The organism is Streptomyces sp. NPDC089424 (genome assembly GCF_044749345.1).
Taxonomy (GTDB): Bacteria; Actinomycetota; Actinomycetes; order Streptomycetales; family Streptomycetaceae; genus Streptomyces.
On sequence record NZ_JBIVHU010000001.1, the window covers coordinates 630,901 to 644,784 of the forward strand.

Sequence of the window (13,884 nt, forward strand, 5' to 3'; positions counted from 1 at the left end):
GCCGTACACGAGGGGTGGGGCCGTGGACCGTGCAGATGTCGGCGCGCTCGTCCAGTCCGCCGTCGACGGCGACGCGGCGGCATGGAAAGCGCTGGTGGAGGGGCTGAGCCCGCTGGTGTGGTCGGTGGTGCGCGCCCACCGGCTCTCCGACGCCGACGCCCACGAGGTCTACCAGACCGTCTGGTTCCGCTTCGCCCAGCACCTGGGCCGCATCCGGGAACCGCAGAAGGCGGGAGCGTGGCTCGCGAGCACCGCGCGCCACGAGAGCCTGAAGGTGCTCAAGAGCCTGCGCCGGATGACACCGACCGACGATCCGCAACTGCTGGACCGGGTCAGCGAGGACCGCACACCCGAGCAGACGGTGATCGACTCGGAGGAGGCGGCCGCCCAGAGCGAGCGCGTCCGGCGGCTGTGGCAGGAGTTCGAGGAACTGGGGGAGCGCTGCCGGCAGTTGCTGCGCGTCCTCATGGCCTCGCCGCCGCCCAGCTACCAGGAGGTGTCCGCCGCCCTGGGCATCGCGGTGGGCAGCATCGGGCCGCTGCGCCAGCGCTGTCTGCGCCGGCTGCGGGCCCGACTCGACGCACGGGGAGCATTGTGAACACCAGCGACGAGAACGACTTCGACGAGATCGAAGGCGACCTGAACGACGACGAGTTCGACTGCGGCTCGCTGGAGGAGGAGCTCAGGGGAGCCGCGGCCGTCCTGGACCCGGTGCCGGCCGAGCTGCGCCGGATCGCCGTGGAAGCCTTCGCGCTGCACGACATGGACGCCCGGCTGGCCGAGCTGACCTTCGACTCGCTGGTCGACGCCATTCCCGTGCGGGGGGTGACGGACGCGCCGCGGATGCTGACCTTCCGCAGCGGTGACCTGACCGTCGACGTCGAGGTGACCTCCCACGGCCTGATGGGGCAGGTACTGCCGCCGCAGCCGGCCAGGATCGAGGTGCTGGGCGGCCCGCAGCCGGCCGCGCCGGACACCCTGACCGCCGACGCGATGGGCCGCTTCGCCGGCGACGTGCCGCCTTCCGGCCCGTTCGCGCTGCGGTTGCGGGCGGGCGAGGACGTCGTCGTCACGGAGTGGCTGCGCGCCTAGGGCCACTTCCACAACAGGCCCTGGCACCGGATCCGGGTCCCCGGTCCGCCCTGCTCCTCACCAGGTGCAGGGCAGGTCCAGTGGGCCCCGGATCATGGTCCCGCGTCGCCACGAGACGTGGTCGGCGGGGACGGCGAGCCGCAGCCCGGGCAGCCGCTGAAGCAGGGTGGCGAGGAGCAGTTCGGTCTGCGTGCGGGCGAGCGCGGCGCCGGTGCAGTGGTGCGGCCCGTTGCCGAAGGACAGATGGGGGTTGGGCTCGCGGGCGGCGTCGACGCGGTGCGGGTCGGCGAAGACGTCCGGGTCGCGGTTGGCGGCCAGATAGGAGACGTGGACCGCTTCCCCTGCCCGGATCAGCGTGCCGTGCAGTACGACGTCCTCCAGGGCGATCCGGGCCAGGCCCACGGAACTGCGGTGCGGGACGTAGCGCAGCAACTCGTCCAGGAGCGGGCCACGGGCCTCGGGGCGCTCCCGCATCCGCCGCATGAGGTCGGGGCGGGTCAGCAGCACGTATAGGATCTGGCCGCAGTTGTGGGTGACGGCCTCGCCGCCGATCTGGAGCGGTCCGGCGAGCCCGACCGCCTCCGCCTCCCGGACCTGCCCGCGGGCCACGGCGGCGGCGATCAGGGAGTACACGTCCTGCCCGGCGCTGTCGCCGCGGGCGCGGACGGCCTCGGTGATCCACCCGTACAGCCCCTGCTTGGCCCGTTCCGCGGCCTCGGCGCCGCCCGAGGTGGAGATGATCTGCCGGGTCCATGCGTGCACCCGCTCCCGGTCCTCGGCGGGGACCCCCATCACCTCGCTGATCACGGCGATCGGGAACGGTTCGAGTACCCGCCCGACCAGATCGGCCGGGGGCCCCTCGCGTACGACGTCGTCCACCAGTTCGTCGAGGAGCCGCTGAGCGCGCGGCCGCAGTCGCCGCATCGCGGCGACGGTGAAGGCGCCCGCGACCGCCGTGCGCAGCCGGTGGTGGTCGGGCTGGTCGGCGAAGGCCAGGGAACCGGGCCGGGGCGCGAAGTGCGGGGCCATCCGGGTGACCTCGCGCCGGGTCAGCTCGGCGCGGCTGAAGCGCGGGTCGTTGGTGATCGCCTTCACGTCCTCGTGGCGGGTCGCCAGCCAGGCCCATCCCTCGCCGTACGGCAGCCGGACACGGGTCAGGGGGCCCTCGGCCATGAGGTTTTCCAGCACCGGGTCGAACCGCAGGCCGTCCAGGTCGGGCGTCGGCCAGGCACGGACCGGGGGCCGTGGCCGCCCGGCCGCCGTGGTGGTCTGCTCCGTCATGCCCCCACCGTCACCGCCGGGTGCCCGGCTGTCGCGCCGGGGCACCCCATCGGGTGGTCAGGGGGACAGGCCGTCCACCAGGCCTGCCAGCGCCGCGGCGAGCCGGGGCAGCCCGGGCCCCGCCGGGCCGCCGGGCTCGGTCATGTAGGTGTCGCGGCGGATCTCGACCATCAGGGCGGACACCCGAGGCTCGCTCCCGTGGTGTCCGAGGGGCACGTACGTCCCGCTGAAGGGGGAGTCGAGCCCGACCTCCCCGGCCTCGGCGAACGCCTCCCGGGCCGCGGCGAGCAGTGCCGGCGGCGTGTGGAAGGAATCGGTGCCCAGACAGACGGCGGGCCGCGGTCCCTCCCCGTGGAGCTCGTAGGGCAGCCGCACGCTCGGATACGAGTGCACGTCGATGATCACGGCCCGTCCGGTCGCGGCCAGCCGCCCGGCGACGGCCTCGGTCATCGCCCGCGCATAGGGGCGGAAGAACCGCTCGACGAGCGGCCCGGCGTCGAAGCCCGCGTCCCGCAGCGCGACCTGGTGCGTGGTCCTCGTGTACACGGCGCCCATCCCGACGGAGAGCATCTCCTCGCGCTCGTCCGGAAAGCGTTCCGGGTCCACGACCAGCCGGGACAGCCGATTGACGAAGCACCAGGGCCTGACCCGGGCGGAGCCGGCCGCCTCCCGCGCGAGGCGCTCGGTGTGCGCGTCCGTGATGTGGTCCAGCTCCCGCTCCAGCGCCCCGTCGTCCAGCACGATCCCCTCCCGTACCTCCTGGGGTATCGCGCGTGCGGAGTGCGGCACATGCAGGATCACGGGTGAGTCACCGGCCCCGGGCAGCAGCGCGTGGGACGACGGCGGGGGGCTGGTCACGGGCGGCTCCGGGACGGTCGGCGGCACAGGGCACGACCACGGTGCCACATCGCCCCGGACGCGTCCTCGCCCCGGCCGGACGGTGCACCGGTCGGGGCGAGGACGCGGACGGGTGGCCCTGGGGGCCGGGGCGTCAGCTCAGGGAGCCGAGCACCTCGTTCCAGGTGGCGGACGGCCGCATGACCGTCGCGGCCTTGGCCGGGTCGGGCTGGTAGTAGCCGCCGATCTCGGCGGGCTTGCCCTGCGCGGCGATCAGCTCGTCCACGATCTTCTGCTCGTTCGCGGTGAGCGTCTCGGCGAGCGGCGCGAAGGCCTTCGCCAGCTCGGCGTCGTCGGTCTGCCTCGCCAGCTCCTGCGCCCAGTACAGGGACAGGTAGAAGTGGCTGCCGCGGTTGTCGATTCCTCCGACGCGACGGGTCGGGGACTTGTCCTCGTTGAGGAAGGTCGCCGTGGCCCGGTCCAGGGTGTCCGCGAGGACCTGGGCGCGGGCGTTGCCGGTGACCTTCGCGTACTGCTCCAGGGACGGGACCAGCGCGAAGAACTCGCCGAGCGAGTCCCAGCGCAGGTAGTTCTCCTTGACCAGCTGCTGGACGTGCTTCGGCGCGGAGCCGCCGGCGCCCGTCTCGAACAGGCCGCCGCCCGCCATCAGCGGGACGACCGACAGCATCTTGGCGCTGGTGCCCAGCTCCAGGATCGGGAACAGGTCGGTGAGGTAGTCGCGCAGCACGTTGCCGGTGACCGAGATGGTGTTCTCGCCCCGGCGGATGCGCTCCACCGACAGCTTGGTGGCCTCGACGGGGGCCAGGACGCGGATGTCGAGGCCCTCGGTGTCGTGCTCGGCCAGGTACGCGTCGACCTTCTCGATGAGGTTGGCGTCGTGGGCGCGGGTGGCGTCCAGCCAGAACACCGCCGGGTCGCCGGTGGCGCGGGCACGGGTGACGGCGAGCTTCACCCAGTCCTTGATCGGCGCGTCCTTGGTCTGGCAGGCGCGGAAGATGTCACCGGCCGAGACGGTCTGCTCGATCACGGCGTTGCCGGCCGCGTCGACCAGGCGGACCGTGCCGGTGGTGGGGATCTCGAAGGTCTTGTCGTGGCTGCCGTACTCCTCGGCCTTCTGCGCCATGAGGCCGACGTTCGGGACCGAGCCCATCGTCGACGGGTCGTAGGCGCCGTGGGCGCGGCAGTCGTCGATCACGGCCTGGTAGACGCCGGAGTACGAGGAGTCCGGGAGCACCGCGAGGGTGTCGGCCTCCTGGCCGTCCGGGCCCCACATGTGGCCGGAGGTGCGGATCATGGCCGGCATGGACGCGTCGACGATGACGTCGGACGGCACGTGCAGGTTGGTGATGCCCTTGTCGGAGTCGACCATCGCCAGCGCCGGGCCCTCGGCGAGCTCGGCGTCGAAGGACGCCTTGATCTCGGCGCCCTCGGGCAGGGCCTCCAGGCCCTTGTAGATGCCGCCGAGACCGTCGTTCGGGGTGAGGCCGGCCGCGGCGAGCTTGTCCCCGAACTGGGCGAAGGTCTTCGGGAAGAAGGCGCGCACCACGTGACCGAAGATGATCGGGTCGGAGACCTTCATCATCGTGGCCTTCAGGTGCACGGAGAACAGCACGCCCTCCGCCTTCGCCCGGGCGACCTGCGCGGTCAGGAACTCGCGCAGCGCGCCGACGCGCATCACGGAGGCGTCGACGACCTCGCCGGCGAGGACCGGCACGGACTCGCGCAGGACGGTGGTGGAGCCGTCGTCGCCCTTGAGCTCGATCCGCAGGGTGCCGTCCTCGGGGATGACGACGGACTTCTCGGTGGAGCGGAAGTCGTCCACGCCCATGGTCGCCACGTTCGTCTTGGACTCGCCGGTCCAGGCGCCCATGCGGTGCGGGTGGGTCTTGGCGTAGTTCTTGACCGAGGCGGGGGCGCGACGGTCGGAGTTGCCCTCGCGCAGGACCGGGTTGACCGCGGAGCCCTTGATCTTGTCGTAGCGGGCGCGGATCTCGCGCTCCTCGTCGGTCTTCGGGTCGTCCGGGTAGTCCGGCAGCGCGTAGCCCTGGCCCTGGAGCTCGGCGACCGCGGCCTTCAGCTGCGGGATGGACGCCGAGATGTTCGGCAGCTTGATGATGTTGGCCGCGGGCGTCTTGGCCAGCTCGCCCAGCTCGGACAGGGCGTCCGGGATGCGCTGGTCCTCGGTGAGGTACTCCGGGAACACGGCGATGATGCGGCCGGCCAGCGAGATGTCCCGCGTCTCCACGGCGACACCCGCCTGCGAGGCGTAGGCCCGGACCACCGGCAGGAAGGAATACGTCGCCAGGGCGGGGGCCTCGTCAGTGTGCGTATAGATGATGGTCGAGTCAGTCACCGGGTGCTCCGCTCCACGTCTGCAACATTGCTCGACATCAAGATATCTCGTGCCGGGGCCCCGTTCGACAGGGGTCCGCGTGATGGCGGGCATCGGGCTCCCCGCCCGCCGACCCGGTGGCTGATCAACCCTGCGCAAGGCGGCCCCACCCGGTGAGAAGGGGCAGGTCACCGGGCGTGCCGAGCACGCCCGGCCACCTGTTGGCCGGCCCCGCTCAGTCGAGGCGCAGGCCCGCCACGTCTTCCGTCTCCACGAGACCCCGCTGCTGCGGTATGGCCCCCGGGCCCGGCTCCAGCAACACCCTGCGCGCGGGGACCGGAATGCGGATGCCCTCGGCCCGGTACCGCTCGTGCAGCCGCTTGATGAACTCGTGCTTGATCCGGTACTGGTCGCTGAACTCGCCGACGCCCAGGATGATCGTGAACCCGATCCGGGAGTCGCCGAAGGTGTGGAAGCGGACCGCCGGCTCGTGCTCCGGGACCGCGCCGTCGATCTCGTTCATCACCTCGGCGATGACCTCCATGGTCACCCGCTCGACCTGCTCCAGATCGCTGTCGTACGCCACGCCCGCCTGGAGGAGGATCGTCAGCTGCTCCTCGGGCCGGTTGTAGTTGGTCATGTTCGTCCCCGCGAGCTGCCCGTTGGGGATGATGACCAGGTTGTTGGAGAGGTTGCGGATGGTGGTCTGCCGCCAGTTGATGTCCGTGACGTAGCCCTCCTCGCCGCTGCTCAGCCGGATGTAGTCGCCGGGCTGGACGGTCTTCGAGGCGAGGATGTGGATGCCCGCGAAGAGGTTCGCGAGGGTGTCCTGGAGGGCCAGCGCGACGGCCAGGCCGCCGACGCCCAGGGCGGTCAGCAGCGGCGCTATGGAGATGCCCAGCGTCTGGAGCATCACCAGGAAGCCGATCGCCAGCACCACGACCCGGGTGATGTTCACGAAGATCGACGCCGAGGCGGCGACCCCGGAACGGGACTGGGCGACCGAACGCACCAGGGCGGCGACCGCCCGTGCCGCGGAGACCGACACGACGAGGATGAACAGCACCGTCAGCGACTGGTTGACGTGGTGCTGGACCGTCCGCGTCAGCGGCAGCACCCCTCCGGCCACCGCCGCGCCGCCGACGACGGCTCCCCACGGCACCACGGTCCGCAGGGCGTCCACGATGACGTCGTCGCCGCCCCAGCGGGTCCGCAGCGCGTGCTTGCCAAGCCAGCGCAGCAGCATGCGCAGCAGGAACGCCCCCAGCAGGCCGGCCACGAGGGCGATGCCGGCGAGCATCAGGTCGTGCATGGTCAGCGCCCGGGTCATCGGTCACCTCCGGGGAAACGAGGGGCGGCATACCGGATGTGAGGTCGCGTCACGTAGTCACCTGCTCGAAGACGGGATGTGCGAGCGCGCCCTCCCCTGCGACGGGGTGGCGCGCCCGCTCATCCTGCCGTATCCGGCACGCCAGTTCGTACCCGGAGCGGCGGCCGGGCCCCGCGGCTCAGATGATGCCCTCGGCCATTTCCGCCTGTTCACGGTCCGATCCGTAGGCCGCGGTGCTCGGGGTCCCGTACGAACGGCGGGCGACGTACCACCACGCGGTGGCGAGGACGAGTACGACGACGAGGGCGAGGGACGCGTAGTTCATCGTGTCGACCGTCACCGGCGAGGACTGCGGCAGGCAGAACAGCACGGTGACGCAGGCCACCCACACGACCGCGATCCAGCCGATCGGCCTGCTCCACCGGCCGAGGTTCCAGGGCCCGGGCTCGAACCGGTCCCCGGCGCGCAGCCGGAGGTACACCGGGATGACGTAGGCGGGCGTGATCCCGATGACGTTGATGGCGGTGACCGCGCCGTAGGCCGTCGCCGAGTAGAGGGAGGGCAGGGCGAGCAGGCAGGCGACGCCCACCGCCAGCCACACGGCGGCCACCGGGGTCCGGGTGCGGTTGCTGACCTTGCGCCACAGCGCCGAGCCGGGCAGCGCCCCGTCACGGCTGAACGCGAACACCATCCGGCTGGCCGCGGCGACCTCCGCGTTGCCGCAGAACAGCTGGGCGACGATCACGACCAGCAGCAGCGCGCTGGCGCCGTCCGTGCCGAGGCCGTCGAGCAGGATCTGGGCGGGCGGCACCCCGGTCTCGCTGTCCCGGGTCGCGGCGTAGTCCTGGATGGCGAACGTCAGCCCGGCCAGCAGCACGAAGCCGGCGATCCAGGACACCCAGATGGCCCGGACGATGCCGCGTGCCGCCGACACCGAGGCGTTGGAGGTCTCCTCGGACAGGTGCGCGGAGGCGTCGTAGCCGGAGAACGTGTACTGCGCGAGCAGCAGGCCGATCGCGGCGACGTAGACCGGGTTCTCCCAGCCGGTCTCGTTGACGAACTCGGTGAAGACGAAGGACGGCGACCGGTGTTCGTCGGGGACGATCGCCAACGCGCCGACGATGAGCGCGACTCCGGCGAGGTGCCACCACACGCTGATCGAGTTGAGCACGCTGACCAGACGGACGCCGAACAGGTTCAGCGTGGCGTGCAGCAGCAGGATCACCACGAAGATCAGCATCGTCTTCTCCGGCGTGGGCGTGAATCCCCACTGGAGGTTCAGGAAGGCGCCGGTGAACAGCGCGGCCCCGTAGTCGATGCCGGCGATCGCGCCGAGCAGGCCGAGCAGATTCAGCCAGCCCGTGTACCAGCCCCAGCGCCGGCCGCCGAGCCGGTCGGCCATGTAGTAGAGGGCGCCGGAGGTGGGATACGCGCTCGTCACCTCCGCCAGCGCGAGGCCCACGCACAGCACGAACAGGCCGACCCCGGCCCAGCCCCACAGCATCACCGCGGGACCGCCCGCGCCCATGCCGAAGCCGTACAGGGTCATGCAGCCGGACAGGATCGAGATCACCGAGAAGCTGATCGCGAAGTTGCCGAAACCCCCCATACGGCGGGCGAGGACGGGCTTGTAGCCGAGTTCGCGCAGGCGCTGTTCCTCGTCCTGCGGCGGAAGGGCGTTGCTGGACATGCGCATCCTTCGAGGGGAGAGGGTGATCAGGGGCGATGGGCCGTCGAGCGGCTGCGGGCCTGGAGGAAGACCTCCACGGCGCCGGCGTGGTCGGACGGGTCCGTCGTGCGGTGGGCCCAGGGCAGGGGCGCGTAGTACGGGCCGATCGCGTCGAACACCCGGGCCGCCTCCGGGAACTGGAGGGCACCCCACAGCGCGTGGGCGAGGTGGTTCAGGTCGAGCGCGGTGCGCTCGGCGACGGTGGTGAGCTCGAACCAGGAGTGGAACGCCCGGCGGGCCTCCCGGGTCGCGTCCTCGGCGACCCAGTGCAGATCGAGGGCGGCGTCGTTGCCGCCCGCCCGCCGGTAGCGCTCGACCCGCACGTACAGCGGCAGGACGTGCAGCGCCGAGCCCGGCGGCGCCCCGTCGGCCGCCCACTGGGCGAAACCGACGGCCTCCGCGAGCCGCCCGGTGGCGGCCCGCCCGAACAGGAACTGGAGCATGCGGTGGTGGGCCTCGCGGTTGTACGGATCGCGCTTGCCGGCCTCCGTGAGCAGCCCCCACGGCCCCGGCGGCAGCATCGGCTCCGGTGCGGCGACCCGGTGCTCGTCCCAGCGCTGCTCCCCGTCCAGCCGGGCCAGCGCCAGCAGGCACACCCAGGGCACCGGGTCGTGCGGGCTCGCGCGGGCCGCGGCGCCGGCCGCCCGCCAGGCCTCGTGCCACAGTTCCTGGGTGCGGCGATGGTCCCCGCGGGCGGCCCGCAGCGCGCGCTCCACCGCCACCCGGGCCCGCATCACCACGGCCGGGACGCTGTCCGGTTCCTCGGTGAGCCAGGCCCGCACCACGTCGGTGCCCGCGGCCGCCGCCGCGAGGACCTGCGTGCGCTGCGTCCACTGCCACCACGAGGAGGTCTCGGCGAGCAGGGTGCGCATCGACATCCAGCGTCCCGTGCGCACCTCCTGGAGGACCGTGCGCAGCGCGGTGTCGGGTCCCGCGGGGTCGTAGGCGGGTCGTGCTCCGTCTCTGGCCATCATCCGCCCGTCCCCTGGTGCGGGTGGACGGGAACGGCGGGCTGGAGTAACAACAGGGCTCCCCCGAGCGACGGTTGACAAGGTCACGTCCGGTCGGCCGTCACTATAGAGGCGGAGCTTCCGCATCTCGGCACGGATCGCCGATCCACCCCGGCTTCCTCGTGTCACCTGTTCACCATGTGAGCTGACTGGCCGTCAGGTGCGCTTGACGCGACGCCGCGGCCGACGGCAGGCTGTCGCACCGTGATCGCCTGAGGAGCCGGAGGGGGCTCGATGACAGGTCCGGTGCTCGCCGTCGACCAGGGCACGTCCGGCACCAAGGCCCTGGTGATCTGCCCCGAACGCGGCCTCCTCGGCGCCGGGTTCGCCGCCGTGCGCCCCCGCCCGCTGCCCGGCGGCCTGGTCGAGGTCGACCCCGCCGAGCTGTACGACTCGGTGATCGAGGCCGGCCGGCGCGCCCTCGCCGAGGCCGGCGAACCCGTCGTCGCCCTGGGCCTGGCCAACCAGGGCGAGACCGTGCTCGCCTGGGATCCGGCGACCGGCCGCCCGCTGACCGACGCGCTCGTCTGGCAGGATCGCCGGGCCGACACCGTCTGCGCCGAACTCGCGCCGCACGGCGAGGAGCTGAGGCACCTCACCGGCCTGCCGCTCGACCCGTACTTCGCCGCCCCGAAGATGGCCTGGATACGACGGCACCTCACCCGCGAGGGCGTCGTCACCACCAGCGACGCCTGGCTCGTGCACCGCCTCACCGGTGCCTTCGTCACGGACGCCGCCACCGCCGGCCGCACCCAGCTGCTCGACCTCGACCACGCCCGGTGGTCACCGCGCGCCCTGGACGTGTACGGCCTGTCCGGCGAACGGCTCCCCGAGGTCGTCGACAACGCCGGCCACGTCGGCACCACCACCGCCTTCGGCCCCGAGATCCCGCTCACCGGCCTGGCCGTCGACCAGCAGGCCGCGCTGCTCGCCCAGCACATCACGGGACCGGGCGGCGCCAAGTGCACCTACGGCACCGGCGCGTTCCTCCTCGCGCACACCGGCGACACCCCCCGGCGCGGCGGCTCCGGCCTGGTCAGCTGCGTGGCCTGGCGGCTCGCCGCGGACACCGGCTACTGCCTCGACGGGCAGGTCTACACCGCCGCCTCCGCCGTCCGCTGGCTCACCGACCTCGGCGTGCTGAAGGGCGCCGCCGACCTCGACTCCGTCGGCGCCACGGTCCCCGACAGCGGCGGGGTCACCTTCGTGCCCGCCCTCGCCGGGCTCGCCGCCCCCTGGTGGCGCGGCGACCTGCGCGGCTCGCTCACCGGACTCGGCCTCGACACCGGACCCGGCCATCTGGTCCGCGCCCTGTGCGAGGGCATCGCCGCCCAGGTCGTCGCCCTCACCGACGCGGCGGAGCAGGACCTCGGCGCGCCGCTCGGGACGCTGCGCGTCGACGGCGGTCTGACCCGCTCTGCGCTCCTCATGCAGACCCAGGCCGACCTGCTGCAACGTCCTGTGGAGGTGTCCGCGCTGCCCGACGCGACCGCCCTCGGCGTCGGCGCGCTCGCCCGGCTGGGCGCGGAGGCGGGACTGACCGTGGCGGACGCCCTGCCCGACTGGAAGCCCGCCGCCGTTCACGAGCCCCGCATCGGCGCCGACGAGGCCGCCGAACGCCTCGCCGCCTTCCGCCGTGCCGTCGCCGCCCTCCTCGACGGGGCGCCCGCATGACCCCGGTGTACGACGTGGCGGTCGTCGGCGCCGGTGTCGTCGGCAGCGCGATCGCCCGCGAACTCGCCCGCCACCCCCGGCTGCGCGTCGCCCTCGTCGAGGCCCAGGACGACGTCGGCCAGGGCAGCTCCAAGGCCAACACCGCGATCCTGCACACCGGTTTCGACGCGGTGCCCGGCACGCTGGAGGCGCGGCTGGTGCGCGAGGGCGCCCGGCTGCTCGCCGCCTACGCCGCAGAGTCCGGCATCCCCGTCGAACCCGTCGGCGCCCTGCTCGTCGCCTGGGACGAGGAACAGCTCGCCGCCCTGCCGGACCTCGCCGCCAAGGCCGAGGCCAACGGCCACCGCACCACCCGAGAACTCGGCCCCGCCGAACTGTACGAGCGCGAACCCCACCTGGGCCCCGGCGCGCTCGGCGCCCTGCACGTACCCGGCGAGTCCGTCATCTGCCCCTGGACGACGACCCTGGCGTACGCCACCCAGGCCGTCCGGCACGGAGTCGAACTGCACCTCGACACCCGGGTGGAGGCGGTCGGCCGGCACGACGGCGTCCATGTGCTGGAGACCGGGGCGGGCACCCTGCGGGCCCGCTGGCTGGTGAACGCGGCCGGACTGCACGCCGACACGCTCGACGCCCGGCTCGGGCACCACGACTTCACGGTCATCCCGCGCCGCGGCCAGCTCATCGTCTTCGACACGTTCGCCCGCGCCCTGGTCCGCCACATCCTGCTGCCCGTCCCCACCGCGCTCGGCAAGGGCGTTCTCGTCGCCCCCACCGTCCACGGCAACGTCCTGCTCGGCCCCACCGCCGAGGACCTGGACGACAAACAGGCCACCGGCACCACCGCCGACGGACTCGCCGCCCTGCGCGCCCACGGCCGCCGCATCCTCCCCGCACTGCTCGACGAGGAGGTCACCGCCGTCTACGCCGGCCTGCGCGCCGCCACCGGGCAGGACGACTACCGCGTCCGCGCCCACCCCGGCCAGGCGTACGTCACCGTCGGCGGCATCCGCTCCACCGGCCTGACGGCGTCCCTCGCGATCGCGGCCCATGTCACCGGCCTGCTCACGGAGGCCGGGCTCGACCCGGGCCCGGCCCGGGAGCTGGAGCCGGTGCGCATGCCGAACCTCGGCGAGGCCTTCCCACGTCCCTACCAGCGCCCCGAACTCATCGCGGCCGACCCCCAGTACGGCACCCTCGTCTGCCACTGCGAGCGGGTCTCGCAGGGCGAGATCCGCGACGCCCTCACCAGCACGATCCCGCCGCGCAGCCTCGACGGACTGCGCCGCCGCACCCGCGCCCGGGCCGGCCGCTGCCAGGGCTTCCACTGCGGCGCGGCGGTACGGCAGCTGTTCGAACAGGGCCGGTCATGACCGGGCCGCGCCAGGTCGACGTACTGGTGGTCGGCGCGGGCCCCGCCGGGCTCGCCACCGCCGCGCGGCTGGCCGCCGCCGGGGCCGGCCGGGTGGAGGTGCTCGACCGGGAACGCGCGGCGGGCGGGGTGCCGCGGCACTGCGCGCACGGCGGCTTCGGTACCTGGCTGCGTCCCCTGACCGGCCCCCGTTACGCACGGCTGCTCACCGCCGCCGCCGTACGCGCCGGAGCGGTCGTGCGCACCGGTGTCAGCGCGCTGGACTGGGCGGGACCGCGGACTCTCGCGACGGTCGGCCCGCACGGCCCCGAGGAGATCGCCGCGCGCGCGATCGTGCTGGCCACCGGTGCCCGCGAACGCCCCCGCGCCGCGCGCCTGGTGCCCGGCACCCGCCCGGCCGGCGTCTGGACCACGGGCGAACTCCAGCAGGCGGTCCACCTCTACGGCCAGCGGATCGGCACCCGGGCCGTGGTCGTCGGCGCGGAGGACGTCTCCTACGCGGCCGCCGCGACCGTACGGGCGGCCGGCGCACGCGTGGTCGCGATGGTCACCGACCTGCCGGCCGCACCCACCTCGCGCGTCCGCGCCCTCGACACCCGGCTGCGCGGGGGCGTCCCGCTGCTCACCGGCACGAGCGTCACCGAAGTCCTCGGCCACGGCCGCCTGTCCGGCGTCCGCGTCCGCCACCGCGACGGCCGTACGACGGTCGTGGCCTGCGACACCGTGGTGTTCACCGGCGACTTCGTCCCCGACAACGAGCTCGCCCGGCGCGGCGGCATCGTCCTGGACCCCGCCACGCGCGGCCCCGCCGTCGACGGCGACCGGCGCACCTCGCGCCCCGGTGTGTTCGCCGTCGGCAACGCCGTGCACGCCGTGCGACGCGCGCCGGCCGTGGCCCACGAGGGCACCCACGCGGCCACCGCCGTCCTCACCGCCCTGGCCCGCACCGCCCCGTGACCGGCCCGGTGCCACCTCGCGCAGCCCGTGCGGCCCCCGACACCCTGCGGCCCGCCCGCCGACGCGCGGACCCGATCCGGGGGGCGGAGCGACGTCGGTCTCGTGCGTCGGCGGGGCGGCACGTGCCGTTCGGGCCGGGGCGTTGTTGTCCGGGCCGGGTGCGAGGGCAGGCGGCCGTCGGGCCGATCCGCTGGCGGACTGCCCTGGCGCCCTGGGGGCGATCCGGGCGCGGGGGCGGGGCAGACGTCC

10 protein-coding genes and 1 pseudogene are annotated in these 13,884 nt (G+C 73.6%); 5 read left to right on the plus strand and 6 right to left on the minus strand.

The genetic code is table 11. The features are described 5' to 3' along the window. Positions 1–22: 22 nt before the first annotated feature. Together ACIP2X_RS02685 and ACIP2X_RS02690 are read left to right on the plus strand one after the other, a co-directional pair. On the plus strand, positions 23–598 hold the full coding sequence (locus tag ACIP2X_RS02685; RefSeq protein ID WP_401666547.1) for an RNA polymerase sigma factor: 576 nt from the start codon (positions 23–25) through the stop codon (positions 596–598). Next, complete coding sequence (locus ACIP2X_RS02690; protein ID WP_401666550.1) at positions 595–1,092, plus strand: hypothetical protein; 498 nt, start codon at positions 595–597, stop codon at positions 1,090–1,092. The genes ACIP2X_RS02685 and ACIP2X_RS02690 overlap by 4 nt, the downstream gene beginning before the upstream one ends. 57 nt (positions 1,093–1,149) lie before the next feature. On the opposite strand, the gene ACIP2X_RS02695 is transcribed toward ACIP2X_RS02690, so the two are convergent. The 6 genes from ACIP2X_RS02695 to ACIP2X_RS02720 form a co-directional block, all read right to left on the minus strand. Then, positions 1,150–2,373, minus strand: a complete 1,224-nt coding sequence (locus ACIP2X_RS02695) for a cytochrome P450 (protein WP_401666552.1) — start codon at positions 2,371–2,373, stop codon at positions 1,150–1,152. A gap of 57 nt (positions 2,374–2,430) precedes the next feature. Continuing rightward, positions 2,431–3,231 carry an N-formylglutamate amidohydrolase gene (locus ACIP2X_RS02700; RefSeq protein WP_401666555.1) on the minus strand — a complete coding sequence of 267 codons (801 nt, stop codon included), beginning with the start codon at positions 3,229–3,231 and terminating at the stop codon, positions 2,431–2,433. A gap of 133 nt (positions 3,232–3,364) precedes the next feature. After that, entirely contained in the window at positions 3,365–5,584 is a 2,220-nt protein-coding gene (locus tag ACIP2X_RS02705; protein ID WP_401666557.1) for an NADP-dependent isocitrate dehydrogenase, read from the minus strand. Positions 5,585–5,798: 214 nt separating this feature from the next. Next, on the minus strand, positions 5,799–6,893 hold the full coding sequence (locus ACIP2X_RS02710; RefSeq protein WP_401666559.1) for a mechanosensitive ion channel family protein: 1,095 nt from the start codon (positions 6,891–6,893) through the stop codon (positions 5,799–5,801). A gap of 178 nt (positions 6,894–7,071) precedes the next feature. Continuing rightward, positions 7,072–8,583, minus strand: coding sequence for an amino acid permease (locus ACIP2X_RS02715; protein ID WP_401666561.1), 1,512 nt, complete (start codon positions 8,581–8,583; stop codon positions 7,072–7,074). Positions 8,584–8,609: 26 nt separating this feature from the next. Continuing rightward, positions 8,610–9,593, minus strand: a complete 984-nt coding sequence (locus ACIP2X_RS02720) for a hypothetical protein (protein ID WP_401668807.1) — start codon at positions 9,591–9,593, stop codon at positions 8,610–8,612. 273 nt (positions 9,594–9,866) lie between these two features. On the opposite strand from ACIP2X_RS02720, the gene ACIP2X_RS02725 reads away from it, so the two are divergent. The 3 genes and pseudogenes from ACIP2X_RS02725 to ACIP2X_RS02735 form a co-directional block, all read left to right on the plus strand. Next, on the plus strand, positions 9,867–11,306 hold the full coding sequence (locus ACIP2X_RS02725; protein ID WP_401666564.1) for an FGGY family carbohydrate kinase: 1,440 nt from the start codon (positions 9,867–9,869) through the stop codon (positions 11,304–11,306). After that, positions 11,303–12,679: an FAD-dependent oxidoreductase gene (locus tag ACIP2X_RS02730; RefSeq protein ID WP_401666566.1), complete on the plus strand. Its 1,377-nt coding sequence runs from the start codon at positions 11,303–11,305 to the stop codon at positions 12,677–12,679. The genes ACIP2X_RS02725 and ACIP2X_RS02730 overlap by 4 nt, the downstream gene beginning before the upstream one ends. Next, positions 12,676–13,620: pseudogene (locus ACIP2X_RS02735) on the plus strand (NAD(P)/FAD-dependent oxidoreductase); the annotation flags it as partial. The gene ACIP2X_RS02730 and the pseudogene ACIP2X_RS02735, both read left to right, overlap by 4 nt. Positions 13,621–13,884 lie beyond the last annotated feature (264 nt).